General features: G+C 37.3%; 17 protein-coding genes. 15 read left to right on the top strand and 2 right to left on the bottom strand.

What is annotated here, in order from left to right:
• Window positions 1–945: 945 nt before the first annotated feature.
• The 5 genes from HUV91_RS09370 to HUV91_RS09350 are packed head-to-tail and all read left to right on the top strand — an operon-like array spanning window position 946 to window position 8,619.
• Complete coding sequence (locus HUV91_RS09370; protein WP_174493218.1) at window positions 946–2,292, top strand: SWIM zinc finger family protein; 1,347 nt, start codon at window positions 946–948, stop codon at window positions 2,290–2,292.
• The gene (locus HUV91_RS09365) at window positions 2,283–3,872 is read left to right on the top strand and encodes a hypothetical protein (protein WP_174493217.1); all 1,590 of its coding nucleotides are present in this window, start codon (window positions 2,283–2,285) and stop codon (window positions 3,870–3,872) included. Before HUV91_RS09370 ends, HUV91_RS09365 begins: the two co-directional genes overlap by 10 nt.
• Window positions 3,873–3,911: 39 nt before the next feature.
• Entirely contained in the window at window positions 3,912–4,991 is a 1,080-nt protein-coding gene (locus HUV91_RS09360) for an ATP-binding protein (protein WP_174493216.1), read from the top strand.
• Window positions 4,992–5,012: 21 nt separating this feature from the next.
• The gene (locus HUV91_RS09355; RefSeq protein ID WP_174493215.1) at window positions 5,013–7,478 is read left to right on the top strand and encodes a DUF5682 family protein; all 2,466 of its coding nucleotides are present in this window, start codon (window positions 5,013–5,015) and stop codon (window positions 7,476–7,478) included.
• Window positions 7,465–8,619: a VWA domain-containing protein gene (locus tag HUV91_RS09350; RefSeq protein WP_174493214.1), complete on the top strand. Its 1,155-nt coding sequence runs from the start codon at window positions 7,465–7,467 to the stop codon at window positions 8,617–8,619. Before HUV91_RS09355 ends, HUV91_RS09350 begins: the two co-directional genes overlap by 14 nt.
• Before the next feature lie 53 nt (window positions 8,620–8,672).
• Here the strand turns inward: HUV91_RS09350 and HUV91_RS09345 are convergent, their stop codons facing one another.
• Window positions 8,673–9,161, bottom strand: coding sequence for a hypothetical protein (locus HUV91_RS09345; RefSeq protein ID WP_174493213.1), 489 nt, complete (start codon window positions 9,159–9,161; stop codon window positions 8,673–8,675).
• Between the two features lie 355 nt (window positions 9,162–9,516).
• Here HUV91_RS09345 and HUV91_RS09340 point away from each other — a divergent pair, with 355 nt between their 5' ends.
• The 9 genes from HUV91_RS09340 (at window position 9,517) to HUV91_RS09300 (ending at window position 15,953) form a co-directional block, all read left to right on the top strand.
• Complete coding sequence (locus tag HUV91_RS09340) at window positions 9,517–10,182, top strand: RluA family pseudouridine synthase (protein ID WP_174493212.1); 666 nt, start codon at window positions 9,517–9,519, stop codon at window positions 10,180–10,182.
• 64 nt (window positions 10,183–10,246) lie between these two features.
• Entirely contained in the window at window positions 10,247–10,603 is a 357-nt protein-coding gene (locus HUV91_RS09335; protein WP_174493211.1) for a hypothetical protein, read from the top strand.
• 160 nt (window positions 10,604–10,763) lie between these two features.
• The gene (locus HUV91_RS09330; RefSeq protein ID WP_174493210.1) at window positions 10,764–11,165 is read left to right on the top strand and encodes a ribonuclease E inhibitor RraB; all 402 of its coding nucleotides are present in this window, start codon (window positions 10,764–10,766) and stop codon (window positions 11,163–11,165) included.
• Window positions 11,166–11,430: 265 nt separating this feature from the next.
• Window positions 11,431–11,775: a zinc ribbon domain-containing protein YjdM gene (locus HUV91_RS09325; protein ID WP_174493209.1), complete on the top strand. Its 345-nt coding sequence runs from the start codon at window positions 11,431–11,433 to the stop codon at window positions 11,773–11,775.
• An 88-nt stretch (window positions 11,776–11,863) separates the two neighbouring features.
• Window positions 11,864–12,424, top strand: coding sequence for a DUF2939 domain-containing protein (locus tag HUV91_RS09320; protein WP_217431195.1), 561 nt, complete (start codon window positions 11,864–11,866; stop codon window positions 12,422–12,424).
• 153 nt (window positions 12,425–12,577) lie between these two features.
• Window positions 12,578–13,042 carry a YybH family protein gene (locus tag HUV91_RS09315; RefSeq protein ID WP_174493207.1) on the top strand — a complete coding sequence of 155 codons (465 nt, stop codon included), beginning with the start codon at window positions 12,578–12,580 and terminating at the stop codon, window positions 13,040–13,042.
• Window positions 13,043–13,225: 183 nt separating this feature from the next.
• The gene (locus HUV91_RS09310; RefSeq protein WP_130073983.1) at window positions 13,226–14,395 is read left to right on the top strand and encodes a low temperature requirement protein A; all 1,170 of its coding nucleotides are present in this window, start codon (window positions 13,226–13,228) and stop codon (window positions 14,393–14,395) included.
• A 12-nt stretch (window positions 14,396–14,407) separates the two neighbouring features.
• On the top strand, window positions 14,408–14,812 hold the full coding sequence (locus tag HUV91_RS09305) for an NUDIX hydrolase (RefSeq protein ID WP_130073982.1): 405 nt from the start codon (window positions 14,408–14,410) through the stop codon (window positions 14,810–14,812).
• Window positions 14,813–14,897: 85 nt separating this feature from the next.
• Complete coding sequence (locus HUV91_RS09300) at window positions 14,898–15,953, top strand: DUF1176 domain-containing protein (RefSeq protein WP_174493206.1); 1,056 nt, start codon at window positions 14,898–14,900, stop codon at window positions 15,951–15,953.
• 18 nt (window positions 15,954–15,971) lie between these two features.
• Here the strand turns inward: HUV91_RS09300 and HUV91_RS09295 are convergent, their stop codons facing one another.
• Window positions 15,972–16,907: a tRNA dihydrouridine synthase gene (locus HUV91_RS09295; RefSeq protein WP_174493205.1), complete on the bottom strand. Its 936-nt coding sequence runs from the start codon at window positions 16,905–16,907 to the stop codon at window positions 15,972–15,974.
• A 157-nt stretch (window positions 16,908–17,064) separates the two neighbouring features.
• Here HUV91_RS09295 and HUV91_RS09290 point away from each other — a divergent pair, with 157 nt between their 5' ends.
• Window positions 17,065–17,526 (top strand): hypothetical protein, encoded by a 462-nt coding sequence (locus HUV91_RS09290; protein WP_174493204.1) that lies wholly within the window; start codon window positions 17,065–17,067, stop codon window positions 17,524–17,526.
• Window positions 17,527–17,535: the final 9 nt, after the last annotated feature.

The raw sequence follows: 17,535 nt of genomic DNA, 5'->3' as shown, positions 1-17,535 counted from the left end.
CGCTATAGACCAAAAGTTTATAGGCAATAGGATTAGAACTTACCAAGTTTTAATAGTTGAAGTAAACCATACAACGTTTTCCCAAATACCCTAAAAAATTTTTAGCATAACAATATATAATCAAAAAAGTCCCTCTCTAGATCAGTCAGATCTTCGCTTGAAAACACAATATCTATATTTTTACCCTCTGCATGATTCATGGTGATTTATGCTTTTTTAAATTGAGCTTTTCGCAGATTTTAAAGTATCACTCGGCATTATATTTTGAATGCAGCGCTCACAGCGCATTCAGTGGTTATTTGAATCTCACATTAACACACTATTCAAAATCCAGTCTTTTCCCGTATAAATACAAAATGAGATTTAAGCAAAGAAAAATATCTCATTTTTAACCATAAATAACGTAAAAAAATGCACAAATTTGGCTTGAATGGGAAAAATTATTAATATTCAGAAAATCGTGAAAAATATTTTCAAATTTATGCAAAATTGCCTGATCTTAGGAAATTAATCCCGTAGCCATTTGGTTACTATAAATCTAAAGGGTGTGATGGGATCGAAAAGAGTAGCCTGCTACCAGTTGCGTATAACGTGAGTGTAGTACAAATCCAAAAGATCTCGATTCGGCTTAGGACGCTATAGACCAAAAGTTTATAGGCAATAGGGTTAGAACTTACCAAGTTTTAATAGTTGAAGTAAACCATACGATGTTTTCCCAATACCCTAAAAAATTTTAAACAATCAAATAAAAATAAATTTAAATCCAAAACCATAAAAGTTGTATGAGCATTCCAATTTTTCTAAAATTTTACCGATATTTTGACTTAAACATTAACGACAAATTTTGTCGTTTAGCTGATTTTTTCCGTTGAATTATTAAAATGAAAAATATACATTGATTGAGCAAATGAAATTTAAAATGAAAAAATAACATAAGGACTTTTTATGTTGCTGACGATTCAGCCAGACCAAATACAACAAATTATTCCTGATGCAAATTCAGAGAAAGCGGCTAAAAAATTGGCTAAAGTCAATGACTGGAATAATAAAGGTGCTTCTACAGATCAATGGGTTTGGGCAGAAATCAAAGGGAGTGCGATTTATCAAAGTGCTATTTTTTTACCCCAACTAAAATGTGAATGTAGTTGTCCAAGTTTTAAACGTCCTTGTAAACATGCGCTTGCTTTACTGATGGTGTATCAAGAACATCCCGCCGAGTTTCAAATTCAGGAAGATGAAACACAATTTCCTGAACGGGTCACAAAATGGCGTGACAAACTCACGCAAAGTACCGAGAAAAAAGCCGAAAAAGCCAATAAACCTGTTGATGAAGCAGCACGTGCTAAGCGTCAAGAATCACGTGATAAAAAAATTGATCAAGCCATTGATGCTTTGCAACTGTGGCTGAAAGATGTAGTCAATTTAGGCTTAGGTGAAGTGCGTTCACAAAATGGACGACAATTTTTTCATGAAATTACCAGTCGTTTGGTAGATGGTCAGGCTGCGGGAATCAATATTTGGATTGATGAATTTTCAAGTGCGTTGTATCAGCCAAATTGGCAACAGCACAGTGCTTTTTGGCTTGCGCGTTTATATCTGATTGCTGAACTATGGCAAAAAAGAGCACAACTTTCTCTAGATTTACAGCAAGAATTACGTCAGTTGATGGGCATTAACCTGGCTAGTGATTTTTGGTCAAGCCAAAGTACAGAAGAGCTACAGTTAAGTGTGCTTGCTTCTCGTACACAAGCATTACAACAGTCCAAAGGGAATTTTCGTCGTCAATGGTTATGGGATGAGAAAACATGTACAGATTATTTAATTTTAGATTTTGATATTGCACCGCATACACGTTATGGCTTAACCCTACCAAGTCAGCATCATTTTAAACTCAAAGCACAGCGTTATCCTGGGGTAGAACAACAACGTTTGAAACTTGCAGAGCAAGTCACACTCAACGATATTGACGCTATTAAAATTGAAAATAAACCGCCGCAAGGTTTTGTGTGTTTTGAAGATGCTTTAGCCAAACATGCAGAAAAGCTCAGTCATAATCCGATGCATCTGACCAGTTTTTGGTGGATGAATCCTGTGCGTTTAAGTCAAAAAGATGAGCGTTATTATTTGATTGATTCGACACATCATATGATGCCAATTGCACTCAGTACTGATCAATTTATTTCGTTATGGATGATGGTGAGTAATCAACCTTTTTATGCAGGTTTAGAGTGGAATGGTTTAGAACTGCAACTGATTAGTCTTTGGCAAGGAGCGCATTACCAATGTCTATAAGCTCACCTTTAGAACAATTTACCAAGCAACTTGAACTTAAACTCACCCTTGGGCAGCATTATCAACAACCGATTCATGTACCTGCGCCCATTTCTGAGTTTGTCAGTGATGAACAGGATGTATTGGATTTAAATCTGCAATGGACACTTTTTCAAGTGTCTGCACAACAAGCTTATCCTTGTTCAGCGCAACAACTTGCTCGCTTAGCTGACGATGAAACGCCATTTACACCTAGTAAACGGGGTATGAATAGCCTAATTAAAAGTATTGTTCAACTTAATCAATATAATTTTCAGTATGATAAGCCTGTTTGGATGAATTATCTCTTGCATCTCATTCGTTTGCAGAAACAGGCGATTGCGCCACATTTGGTTTTAGATGTACTGAATGTTGCCAATAATGATGTGCTATTAGCGGCAACATTGCCTGAACGAAGCTACAAATTGCAAGATTTGCGTCAGGATAATCGCTTAAAAGTGGTTAAAATTTTACATCAGACATTGATTTTACAACAACCCATTGATGAAGAAGATGCAAAATTTGCCAGTTTAAGTAAAGGTCCTGCTGAGCGTTTACTTCAAAACCTTGCACTTGAACATGCCGATTTTATTCATCAAAATTTTGAAGCTTTATGGAAACGTATCGATAAAGAACAGCGTAAAGACTGGATTGAAAATACGCCATTTTCATTTTTTGCCCCGCATGTTGCATATTTAACTGCATTGCATCAAAAGAAACCTGAACAAGCTTTAGGGCAAGGTTTACACTATTTGTTTTTGCATGATTCTGAACATACTTATACGCAAAAAATGCTGCAATTACTGGAAAATGTCATTGAATTTGATGCTAAAAATCGCTGTATGATCGTGCGAATGAGCATTGAATTGGATGAACAATTACAACAACTCAATATCATTGATTACACTGCAAATGGCAATGAACGTAAGGTCATTAAAGAGCTAGATATTGAAGAAAATTTAATAAAATTCTCACAATCGAGTAAAGCTGAAGACTATTTATATTTTATTTTAAAAGCGATGCCTTTGTCCTATTGGCAACAGATTTTCCCAACCTGGGAAAGTTTACTGAAGCTGAAATATAAAAATCAGCGAAATCACATTTTAGATGCATTTTGTTTTCGTTGTTTTCATGAACAGCGTGCCGATTTAGCGCAATGGCTCTATGAAAATGATCAAGAAGAACTCGAAAGCATCCGTTTTGCTTCCAATATGCAATATCTGTATCCGCTACTGAGCATCGAAAAGCGTGATCATTTGATGGTGCAGCATTTACGCCAAGCCCGTAAACGTCATGAACCTGATTTTTTATTGGATGTTTGGAAACGCTTACCATTGCCTGCGTCAGAGATAGGTGTTTTATCCAAAGAACTGACTGAGCGTTTATTGGCGGAAATCTATCTACAGGAAGAGCAGGAATATGCCTATTTATTGCATCCATTGTATGAATGGCTTGTGGTCTATGGCTATCCAACTGAAATTAGCCCATTAAAAGATTTAGATTCTAGTCGTTTTGATATTTTAAATAGCATTGCCAAACAAAAAATGGCATTGCTTACGTAACAAAAAATCATTTTAATTTTCGATAAAAAGGACACTGACATGAGTCAAGTTTTACGTGCCAAAGCAGAACAACAATATGCCCATGAGTTGGCAGCTTTAAAAGAACACGATAAAAAACAACGCCCTGCACAATGGGAGTTATCACCAAATGCTGTCGTCGATTATTTAATGGGGACTACACTGCCTGATGGTACGGTTATTTCACCTAAATATATTGGTAATCGTCGTTTGATGGAAATTGCGGTGGCGACATTAGCAACAGACCGTGCTTTATTGTTACTTGGTGTACCAGGAACAGCAAAATCTTGGGTATCTGAGCATTTAGCAGCAGCGATTAGTGGTAACAGTACTTTACTGATTCAAGGGACAGCAGGCACAAGTGAAGATACTTTACGTTATAGCTGGAACTATGCACAGTTACTTGCCAAAGGTCCTACAGAAGACGCCTTGGTACAAAGCCCAATGTTACGTGCGATGCGTACAGGAAAAATTGCACGTATTGAAGAGTTGACCCGTATTCCTGCTGATGTACAGGATACTTTGATTACATTGTTATCTGAAAAAAATCTACCTGTACCTGAGTTAGGCATTGAATATCAAGCGGTACAAGGTTTTAGTGTGATTGCGACTGCCAACAACCGTGATAAAGGCGTCAATGAACTTTCATCGGCACTTAAACGTCGTTTTAACACCGTAATTTTACCACCACCTGCTACTATTGCAGAAGAAATTGAAATTGTGCAACAACGTGTTGCCTCACTTGGTCGTAGTTTATCTTTACCTGAAATTCAACCACTTGATCAACACATTAAAACCCTTGTGACCATTTTCCGTGAATTGCGTGAAGGTAAAACAGTAGATGGTAAGCAAAAACTGAAAAGCACTACAGGGACATTATCCACAGCCGAAGCGATTTCAGTGATGAGCCATAGTTGGGCAATGTCAGGGCATTTTGGTGATGGCAGTTTAAATGCCCATGATTTAGTTGCAGGTTTACAAGGTGCGATTGTCAAAGACCCTGTGCAAGATGTGGTGCCTTGGAAAGAATATGTCGAAACCGTCATTAAACAACGTGAAGGTTGGAATGAGATTTACCAAGCTTGCCGAGATTTAGAATAATTACAGTCAAAGGATTTGCCCATGCATTATATTTTAGGGGTACGTCATCATGGTCCTGGCTCTGCGCGTAGTGTTTTAAATGCACTAGAGCAGTTGCAACCTGACTGTATTCTCATTGAAGGACCACCTGATGCGAATGATCGTATTGCACAGCTCAGCCATGCTGAAATTGAGCCACCGATTGCATTACTCATCAACACACCTGTACAAAAAGATGAACGACCACGTGCGGTATTTTATCCTTTTGCAGAATTTTCACCCGAATGGCAAGCATTACAATTTGCTTTAAAACATCAAATCCATGCTGAATTTATGGATTTAGCCTGCCAGCATCGGTTTGCATTGGAAAAACAGGCTGAGGAGGCACGACAAGCGCTTGAAGCTAAACAACAGACAGATTCAGAAGAAGAAAAATCTGAAGCATCTGTAGATGAGAATGTTGATGAAACGCTTGCTGATGAATCAGCTTCTGACAATGAAAGCACTGATGAAGATGAAGCATTTGAAATCTCAGATGAAGAACGCAAATTTCTGCAATATCGTCATGATCCCATCGCACTTTTAGCCCATCAAGCAGGTTATCAGGACAGTGAGCGTTTTTGGGAACACTTGGTTGAGCAGCAACCACATGCGGGTGATATGTTTCAGTCGATCAATGAAGCAATGGCTGAAATTCGCGATTATTTGAACAGTTTAAATCCGAATACTGAACTTGATGATGATCAGTTGATAGAACAATACCGCGAAGCGTCTATGCGAAAAATCATTCGCCAAGCACAGAAGCAGGGCTTTGAACGTATCGTGGTGATTTGTGGTGCATGGCATGCACCTGTTTTAGTGGATTTAAAAACAAGCTTAAAAGATGACAATCAACTGTTAAAAGGTTTGCCAAAAACCAAGATTGAATCCGCTTGGATTGCATGGACACATGGACGTTTACATCGTGATAGTGGTTATGGCGCAGGTATTCAAGCGGTGGGTTGGTATGCACATTTATGGAAGCATTATCAGCAAGCTCTTGCAGGCAAAGTCGATGCTGAAAAAATTAGTATTGATTGGCTCAGTCAGTTTGCCAATGCTTTGCGTGAGGCAGGACATGATGCCTCAAGTGCGCAAATTATTGATGCAACGCAACTAATTCAGTCTTTATTACAATTGCGTGAGCGCCGTATTCCTGATCTTGATGATTTAACAGAAGCGATTCGCAGTGTGCTGCATCATGGTTATGATTTGCCTGAGCCGATCATGAATCAGATGCTATTGGCAGAAAAACTGGGGCATTTACCTGAAGATTATTCAGAATTACCAATACAACAAGACTTTTTAAAACAATGTAAGTCGTTGCGTTTAAAGCTTGAAGCGGTACATCGTGGGGTTGAACTGGACTTGCGTCAGCCTTTTGATTTAAGTAAAAGTCAGTTTTTTCATCGGGTAAATTTGCTGGGTTTGGCATGGGCAGAATTACAAAATTACTCATCAGGTCGAGGAAATTATAAAGAAAACTGGCAATTGTCATGGCAACCTGAAAGCAGTTTATACCTCAATGAAATGTCACTTTGGGGCTATACCATTGCTGATGCAGCCGCAAGTTATATTCAAGATAAAATTGAGCATAGTGATGATCTATCAACTGTTGCTAAATATATTGAGCAAATATTGCTGGCAGGTTTAGACCGTAGTTTGCCTGTGGCTTTACAGCGTTTACAATCTTTATCAACCTTGCACCAAGATCCTGATGTATTGCTTGCGACTTTAACACCTTTGGTCACAGCTTTGCGTTATGGTAGCGTCCGTCAATTTTCTGAGCATGAATTATTTCAAATTATTCAACAGCTCAGCATACGTTTAATGTTGTCATTACCACAGTATTGTCAGTCCATTAATGATGATATGGCAAAACAAACTGCACAGCAGTTAAATAGCCTTTATTTGTTGTTACAGCGTTTAGACAATGCAACGCTCAATCAATATTGGCAAGACTTAATACTCAAATTATTGCAACAAACCTATATGAATGGTTATTTGCATGGCTCTGTTACCAAGTTAGCAAAACAGCAGCAATTGCTTGATTTAGATGAAATAGAACATTATTTATCACAAGCTTTATCGGTTGGGCAAACCGTTGATTATAGTGCAGGTTGGTTCGAAGGCTTTATCAGTGATCAAGCGTTATTATTGTTACATGAAGATAATTTATGGAACTTGGTGAATGCATGGCTAGGCGATTTACCCGAAGAACAATTTATCAATATTCTGCCTATTTTACGTCGTTCAACCAGTGATTTTAGTCCAAGTGAATCTGCGAAAATTGCAGAAAAAGCAGCATCAGGGGTGACAGTACATATTGCGCAACTGCCTCATCAATTTAATCTTGAGCGTGGTTATAACACTTTATTGAATTTAAGAAATTTACTTCATCCTCAACTTGCATGTGTAGATGGCGCTGAAAAAGCTGATTTAAAAGAGGGTTCTGATGTCACAAATTAATCAAAATACCCAAGAACAAGAACGACGTTGGCGCTTAATTTTAGGTCAACGTCCTGAGCAGTCATCACCTGAGTATTGGTCGAGTGATGATGAAAATATGTTCCAGTGTTTAGATGTGTTATATAACACGCAACAGCAACAACGTGGTGGTTTAGGGCGTTCTAGTCCACGTATTGCCAAATGGCTGGGCGATATTCGTCAGTATTTCCCAAGTTCTGTGGTGCAAATCATTCAAAAAGATGCGCTTGAACGTTTGAACTTGCAACAAATGTTGCTAGAGCCTGAATTATTAGAAAATATCGAAGTTGATATTCATTTGGTTTCGACTTTGATTGGCTTAAATCACTTGATGCCTGATCAAACCAAAGAAACTGCCCGTATTGTGGTACGTAAATTAGTTGAGGAAATTGAGCGACGTTTAAAACAAAGTTTAGAGCAAGCCATTCAAGGTTCAGTCAACCGTTCAGCCCATACGCGCCGTCCAAAACGTATTCAAGATATTAATTGGCACCGCACCATTCAAGCCAACTTAAAACATTGGCAAGAAGAATACAAAACTATTATTCCTGAACAACTGCATGGACATCCACGCCAGCGCAGTTCCTTAAAAGATATTGTACTGTGTGTGGATCAGAGCGGTTCGATGGCACCCTCGGTGGTGTATTCGAGTATTTTTGCTGCGGTGATGGCAAGTATTCGGGCTGTGACCACACAAATGGTGGTGTTTGATACGCAAATTGTTGATTTAACGCCATTGCTTGAAGACCCTGTAGATGTGTTATTTGGAACGCAACTCGGTGGTGGTACGGACATTGCTAAAGCGATTAAATATTGTCGTAGTAAAATCACCCGCCCTGAAGAAACAATTTTTGTGTTGGTCACAGATTTATGTGAAGGGGGCAGTGAGCAACAGCTCTTTAAACAAGTGGCTGAGATGCTCAATAGTGGTGTACAAATTATTACTTTATTGGCACTGTCAGATGAGGGCACACCTTATTATGACCGTGAAAATGCACAAAAGTTTGCGGCATTAGGCATTCCCACTTTTGCGTGTACCCCCGATCAATTTCCTGAATTGATGGCAAAAGCCATTGAAAAGCAGGATATTAATGCTTGGTATGCAGCACAGCAACAAAAATAGGTATATCAAGGCAGTATAATCTGTCTTGATATAATAAATGAGACGATGCAGCATTATTTGCTTGCAATTAAAAGCTGCATCTTTTGAGCTTGTTGTTGTGTGGTTAGGGGAGGAAGTAGGGATGGATTACTTGGATAAGCCATTCCATTATAAGCTAATTGCACTGCACCTTGATTGCGAGATTGTACAACTAAGTTTTTCCAACCATGACTTTGTTGTTGACTGACATAAATAGGTGGGTTTATAACCGTGGTTTTATTGATTAATTTAAATTTATGACTAGGTAAACCTTGATAAATCAATAAGGTACATCCACCAGAGCCGCACCAGTCTAAACCTTGTAGTAATACTAGAGCATCAGGTTGACCATCTTGATTTAAATCATGAAAAGCTGATAAATATTGGGTTTGGTCTTGAGTGTATTGATATACGCTTTGTTGTAAGGCGTGCTGTGTGGAAGGATTAGTTTGTTTAGGTGTTTGCTCTATTACTGTAGTACATCCTGCGAAGCATAAAATACATCCTAAATGTAGAAATTTCATATTTATTTAACCCTTTGAATCCCAATACTGAGTCATTGTATTGTACAAAGATTTATCAATCATGCATGATTTTATGTACTCCTAGCATAGTCATAATGACAGTTTGAAAATAGGGTTGAGGCGTTGGATAAGGTAAAAATTAAATTTAAAATTTTGCTTTTTATGATAATAGCAATGAAATATAGCTTAAATTTGCTCAATAATACGGGAGTTTTTAGTCTGAAATATCATGAATTAAGGTGAGGTAAAATAAATCAGAGTATAAAATTGAGTCTCTGAATGAGTATATTAATTTTTACTGGCGATTTAGTACTGTAAAACTTAAAATCTTCACAATTTTTTTGATTTTTTTGACATGCCTTTAGATCAAACCTTTGTATATATGCCTCCCCAAGACCCCCTTGCTATCCTCTATGAAGATGCAGACTTGGTCGTCATTGATAAGCCTGCAGAATTATTGTCCGTTCCGGGGCGTTTACCTGAACATCATGATAGTGCTTATTTTCGTGTCTTAGAGCAATTTCCCAATGCTAAAATCACCCACCGTTTAGATATGGCAACCTCTGGAATTTTAATGTTTGCGAAACATAGAGATGCGGAAGTCGCGATCAGTAAAATGTTTCAGGCGCGTACTGTGAAGAAAAATTATATTGCTTTGGTGCAGGGAAAATTAGACGGTGAGGGCAGTGTAGATGTTCCACTCATCACAGATTGGGAAAATCGTCCTCGTCAAATGGTGCATTTTGAGCTAGGTAAATCAGCCCAAACACTGTATCAAGCTTTAAATTATGATGAGCAGCAAGATATTACACGGGTTTTACTCACACCCATTACAGGACGTTCACATCAATTAAGAGTGCATATGATGCATATTGGACATCCGATTACAGGCGATAAAATTTATCATCCTGATCCAAAGCAAAGCCCTTTAAAACGTATGGCTTTACATGCAAGTTATTTAGAGTTTATACAACCTTTAAATGGTGAAAAAGTTATCATTCAGGGAGATGTACCTTTTTAAGATTCATTAGAATTTTCATTATTTTTTATAAATCTCACTCTTTATAACATTGGAAAATAATAAAATGATACAGCCTGCAATTGCTCAAATAATTTTAATTGTATTGTTAGTTTTATCATGGGGTGGAATCATTTTTTGGTTGATTTATATCACCATTAAAGGTTTGTCACCCTATGAAGTTACAAAGGAAAATCGAAGATTTATGTTGTATATTTTGCTGATGATGGGTGCGATTGTCATGATTTATGATTTTACTCCCGCTGATGCTCAAGATTTAGAAAAGATAAATCAGTATTTAGAGCAGGCAAAACGAGAGAATAACCAAGATTTATTATTCACGATTCAAAATATCAAAATGCAACCACAAATCAGTATTAAAGATCGAAAATATATAGAAAAATTAATTGAAAAAGGGATCTAATCTAAAGGGTCAAGGCTGTTCGTGGCAGGAGTTGAATGTGGGAAATCAATTTTAAATTTATTTGCTCATTTCATATTCAGTAAAACTTTAATCGCCAAATTGCAATAAAACTCAGTTAATCTAAATCTAGAAAAATGGCAAACAGAACAAGGACACCAAAATGACACGCGATTTTGAACAATTCCCTGATGATGATAACGGCAATTTATTGTGGCAAATGCAAGAAGATGGTGATGATTTAGATGAAGTACATGAAATTGAATTTTCAATGTATTTTAAAACCCAAGCACTTGCTGAAAAATGTGCATTACATTTATTGCTAGAAGAACAAAAAGTTTCGATGTATCTCGATGAAGAAATTGAGCCCAATGAATGGGTAATTACTGTTTTTGTCAATTTACTTCCTGAATATACCGATATTGTTGATCTTGAAGAATGGTTCAACAAAATTGCGACAGAATTTAACGGTGAATATGATGGTTGGGGATGCACCACTTATGTCTTTGATGATGCATTTGATGAAGATGACTTTACTGAAGAAGAATTAGGTGAATTAAAATAAATTTTAGTGACATATCCAATAAAAAGCATACCAACAGTATGCTTTTTTTATTGAACGAGTAGAATTTTTAAGTTTGTATATACTAAAGAAATACAGATCTGAGCGGTGCAACAAGACAAAAATAAGATGAAAATTCAAATAAAACAACGTTTATGATCATGCTAAAAAACATGCAACATAACCCATATATTTAATACGGGATTTTAGGTTTTATATGATTTTTACGCTATAGTGGACATTATTTTTTCTTTATTTTGAGGTTGTTATGTCTTTACCCCATTGCCCAAAATGCAGTTCTGAGTACACTTATCAAGATGGTGATCTACTGATTTGTCCTGAATGCGCACACGAGTGGACACAAGGAGAGCAGGCAGTACAAGATGAACAGCATGTGATTAAAGATGCCTTTGGCAATATTTTGAATGATGGGGATACAGTTACGGTTGTCAAAGATTTAAAAATTAAAGGTTCATCTGCTGTGGTTAAAGTCGGTACTAAAGTTAAAAATATTCGTTTATTGCCCGATGCGAGTGATGGTCATGATATTGACTGTAAAATTGAGGGTGTGGGGAGTATGAAACTCAAATCTGAATTTGTGAAAAAGGCATAAATATTCCATCATATTCTGATTAAAAATCAGATCATGATTCAAGAGACAGCATATGAGAAAAGTATCTTATTTTTTGAGTTTTTCTGTAATGTTGTCTCTTGTTCTTTGGTTTGCTTCACCCTATTGGATGTTGTACCAAATCAATCAAGCGATACAACATAATCAAGCCGCGAAGATTTCTCAATACATTGATTATCCTCGTGTACAAGCAAGTTTAGAACCACAAATTCAACAAAAAATAATCAGTCGTTTAGGTTTGGAAAATAATCATACTTGGTTCGGGCGTTTTAGTGAGCGTGTGAGTGATCAACTTGCAAGGCAAGTCGTACAGACACTTGTAACCCCCGAAAGCATTATGGTTTTAATGAAGGGCAAGGCACTCAAAGAAGTGATTCAACTCAAAATACCTCATGTAACCGCCGTTATGATACAAGAAACCAAACCACTTAATCAACAAGTCTCAAATCAGTGGTTATCTGCAAAAGATAAGCAGCATGTTATAACAATCCATCCAAATAAAGTTGAAGCACAGTATATTTCTTTAAATACTTTTCAAGTGATTGTGCCAACATTTTCGCAAGGTAAAACTCAATTTATTTTTCAACGCCATTATATAAAATGGCAATTAGTTGGAATTTATTTGATTTGATTTTATTTTTTATTAAGTATATTTAAATTATATCTTTAATTAATTTGCTGTTTTTACATAAAATAATTAAAAAAATAATCAAACTAATATTGTGGTTTACTTTTAAAAATGTAAAATTAATCACACTTATTGATATTTAGTGAGAATAATTATATGAAATATGAGGTGGATGGTGATCCTATTACTGCAAAAAACATTCTGACACAAATACAAAAATGGGACGATGCACTAAAAAATAATGATTTAGAAAAAATGACTCAGCACTATGCCGATGACATCAGTTTATTTGATGTGAGTTCACAGCTAAATGGGCTTGAGCAATACAAAACAGAATTAGAAAAAGTTAGTCCATATTTTACCTCGAGTATGGATATTCGTAGACGTGATATTAAAATTCATGTCTCAGGTGATTTTGCATTTTTATATTGTTATACCAAAGTGGAAAATCCACAATTGAGTTCAATATTACAAATGCCGTGGTGTCGTACAACATTATGTTTACAAAAGAAAGATGAACAATGGATTTTATTGCATCAACATATCTCTATCCCCGTTAATATACTGACGAAAAAAGCAATTGATTTGAAGGTTAAACCAAAATTGAAGTTAGTGGTATAACTTTAGTGTTTTAATACCATGCTGTTATAGATCAAGAGTGATAAATGAGCAGATTGACATGGAATATGTCAGCTTTTGGATGGCATAATAAAAGAAGAAATATCGAAAAAAAAGCAAAATATAGAACAGAAAAGTGGCATATTTCTCGCTAAAATAGCGCAAAATATTTAGAAAAATTGATCTATGTCAAATTCATTTTTTGCAAAGTATGAATGGTTAAAACCATTGTCTCCTCGTGATCCACATGAAAAACATCGGGTTGCCACTTCTTTAGAATTATTATTTGACCTGATTTTTGTGGTGGCCATTGCAACAGCAGGGCAGCAACTCCATCATGCCATTGTTGAAAATCATCTTGCACATGGAATATTACTGTATTGCATGGTGTTTTTTGCTTTGTGGTGGGCATGGATGAACTTTAGTTGGTTTGCGTCTGCCTATGACAATGATGATGCCTTATATCGCGTCATGACTTTTGTCCAAATCATTGGTTCTTTGGTGTTGGCAGCAGGTATTCCGAGTGCATTTCAACAGCAAGACTTTGATGTGATTATCATTGGTTATGCCATTATGCGCTTTGCTTTAGTGAGTCAATGGTTACGGGTTGCCATCAGTGATCCTGCACGAAAAACTACAGCTTTACGTTATGCATGTGGGATTGTTGTTGTGCAAATCGGATGGTTATTTTTTCACTTTAGCCCGATTCATTTTAGTGTTTATCTTTTTGCAATCTTGGTCATCGCTGAATTATGTGTGCCGATTTGGGCAGAATCTGCCAATATGACACCGTGGCATCCACATCATATTGCAGAGCGTTATTCGCTGCTGACGATTATTGTATTAGGCGAGTCGATTGTGGGAAGTTATGCTGCGATCAGTGACGCATTGGCACATCAACATGTCAGTACTGAGCTTATTTTCTTAATGATCGGCGGTTTGATCATGATGTTTACAATCTGGTGGGCATATTTTGATCATGAAATTGCGGATCGTCTAAATAGCCGTAAACGTGCATTTTCTTGGGGATATGGGCATTTCTTTATTTTTATTAGTATTGCGGCGCTGGGTGCAAGTCTAGCGGCTGCTGTAGATATTAGTACCCATCAAGCCGAAATTTCGGCACAATGGGGGGGATGGTTGGTGGCGATTCCTTTGGTTATGTATAGCGCAAGTTTATGGTTATTACACGAAGCACATCATTTACAGGGCATGAAAAAATGGCTCTATCCATTGACGACAATCATTGTGCTTAGTATTCCTTATGTGGTGCCAGAGATTGGTTATGCCGTTTTCATTATGGCAATCGTCTATGCATTACGTTTGATTTTTTCAAAATGTTATTTGGCGCGTTAAGGAAATAAAGCCATGGGTTTTCATGATTTTTACCGAATGAGTTCACATGCTGTCATTTGTAATGCACAGCAGCAAATTTTATTGTTAAAAGCCACCTATGCCGATCATGCATGGGGCTTACCTGGGGGTGGTTTGGATGTTGGTGAAACTATTCATGAGGCTTTAATACGAGAATGTCACGAAGAAATTGGATGCAAGGTACAGATCGAGTATTTATCAGGTGTGTATTTTCATTCAGCCGTGAACTCCCATGCTTTTATTTTTAAATGTCAGTTAGATCGATGTGCCGAAATTCAACTCAGTGCTGAGCATTCAGCATACCGTTGGTTTACTTTGGATGAGCTTTCAGTTGTGCAAAAAGTGCGGATCGAAGATTGTTTAAATTTTAATGGAACGGTACACAGTCGGGCATTTTAACAAGTCTATCGTTCCACAAGATAACAATAGATGTGTTTAAGATAAGATTTAAATATAACTCAAATTTAAAAAATAGGATGCTGATATGACACCGCATTTACCTAAAAAAATAAGCTTAGGGATTTTGTTTGTATTCTTTAATGGTACAAGTTTTGCAGCCATACAAGGAATGAGTTTTGAACATAAAGATTGGGAATTAAGCTGTGATAATACAGGAACATGCCGCGCAGCAGGGTATCAGTCTGATGAGGATTTTGAGTCTCCTGTCAGTGTATTGTTGACTCGAAAAGCAGGTGAAAATATGCCTGTAGTTGCTGAAGTACAGTTTGGTGAAAATGAAGATAACCCAAATGTACATGCTCAATATGAGCTTAAAATAAATGGCAAATCTTATGGTTGGGTGAATAATAGCACTGAATCGAGTACGCTCAATCCCAGTCAAATTAAAGCCTTATTAGCCACGGCACAACGTGATGCAACGGTGATCTTTGAAGCAGGCAAGCAAAATTTTAGATTGTCAGGACAAGGCATGAGTGCTGTTTTATTGAAAATGGATGAGTTTCAAAAAAGGCTTGGAACATCTTCTGCATTGATTAGAAAAGGGCAAAATACAAATCAACATGTACTGCAAGCTGAAGCTAAGCCGATTGTGGTGGCACAAGACGTGATGCAAGGCAAAGAAACCCAACTTTTGCCAAAAAGCGAACAAGCATTAAAAATTATTCGCTTGTTGAAGCCGACCACCAACACAGATGATTGCCCGACTTTATTTGGTGAATCAGATTATTTTGAGTCAGATCGCGTGGTCATTACACCAATTACTTCGGAATTAAGCATCGTACATCATCCTTGTTGGTCAGGTGCATATAATTTTGGTACAGGCGTTTGGGTCATGAATAAAAAACTGACACAAGTCAAACAATTGGTCAGTACATCCATCAGTGATGAGTCAGACAATCAACTTTTTGAAAATCATAAAGGTCGTGGTATAGGTGATTGTTGGTCTCAGACTGAATGGACGTGGAATGGTCAGCGTTATGTACAAACCCTAGACTCAACGACAGGCATGTGCAAAGGTTTTGCAGGGGGTGCATGGAGTTTGCCGACGGTCATTGTAGAGGTGAAAGGTTTAAAACAGTAAGGGTGTGAATGTACCTCATCAATTTTGGGAAAGGTTAAGTTTTTCAACCACTTCATCAATTTTTTTCAAACGCTTGACTTCATCCCACAAGGCTTTGGCTTCAGGATAATGTTTTGACATCATGCCGAGCCATTGTTTATAACGCCCAACCATATTCATTTCTTTTTTATAGCTGCCATTTAAAAACCGAATCTGTAAACCAAGTAATTCGTTCCATGTAATCAAGGCTTCATCAGTATTTTTGCGAATACATTGGGTTAAGTCAGGTGTGGTCACTGCACCACGACCAATCATTAAATCTTCACAGCCTGATTCAAGTTGACACTGTTTTGCATCGGCATTGGTCCAAATTTCACCATTGGCAATGACATTGATGTTGAGTGATTCACGGATAGGGTGAAGAAGATCCCAAAAAGCAGGTGGGGTATAGCCATCAGCTTTGGTACGCGCATGTACCGTTACCCATGCTGCGCCTGCGTCTTCAATGGCATGCGCATTTTCCATAGTGAAGTTACGATCCATATAACCCAAACGCATTTTTGCTGAGACAGGAATATGTGTTGGTACAGCATCACGTACAGCTTTAACCAACTCATGCACCACTTCAGGTTCATCTAAGAGTACGGAACCACCTCGGTGACGATTTACCGTTTTTGCAGGACAGCCAAAGTTTAGATCAATCGCAGGCGCACCTAGTTCAACAGCTCGCACTGCATTGGCTGCAAGCATGTCAGGATTATTTCCCAAAAACTGTACATGGACAGGTGTACCTGCCGCTGTTTTACCGTCATTATTTAATTCAGGACAATAGCTGTGGTAAATATGATCGGGTAATATCGAATCTGTGACACGAATGAACTCAGTTACACACCAGTCGAAGCTGCCGACAGATGTCAGTACATCACGCATAATAGGGTCGGTTAAGCCTTCCATGGGTGCAAGAACGAGTTTCAATGAATTACCTAAATGCGAAATCTAAACAGGAGCGTTATACGGTTTTTTGAGATGATTGTCTAGCAATCTAAACTGTGAATAAACATACAGACAATTAAGTATTTTCAACGTACATATAAATTTATACGGATCGGACAATTAAAATGAAAAAAATAAAATGCTGTTGATCAGTTTGTTATGTAGCACACCTATGGTTTGGGCAAACCCACAGCTTGAAAGTGAATATGCTTTAAAAGGCGGTGCACTTTATATATTACCTCATCGACAATTTGCGGTGATTGGTTATGCTACTGCTCTAGCTGGAAACTATGAAATTCAAGTTAATACGCTTCAATTTCATTGGACAAGGGAAAAATATCTCAAATTTATTATTCAAGAATTTTCAGATTTATCCGAGGTAGATTATCAAGATCGGATGCAGCCTAAGTTAAAGCAATTAATCATTCACTTTGATTCAAACTTACCTGATACATTTTACTTAGGGGGAAATCAGCCTTTAACATCGCCTCAGCTGAAAAGAGTCTTTAATGAAGATTCAAATTGCTATGAATATTCTAAAATGAATCAGAATGAATTAGCCCAGAAAAATTCAAAAAGAAGGCTTGGTTTTTTATCATAGGAATGATCT

This window comes from Acinetobacter sp. Marseille-Q1623, assembly GCF_902809895.1.
Taxonomy (GTDB): Bacteria; Pseudomonadota; Gammaproteobacteria; order Pseudomonadales; family Moraxellaceae; genus Acinetobacter; species Acinetobacter piscicola_A.
The sequence above is the reverse complement of the archived record's forward strand: the minus strand, read 5'-3'. Positions and strand labels throughout refer to the sequence as shown.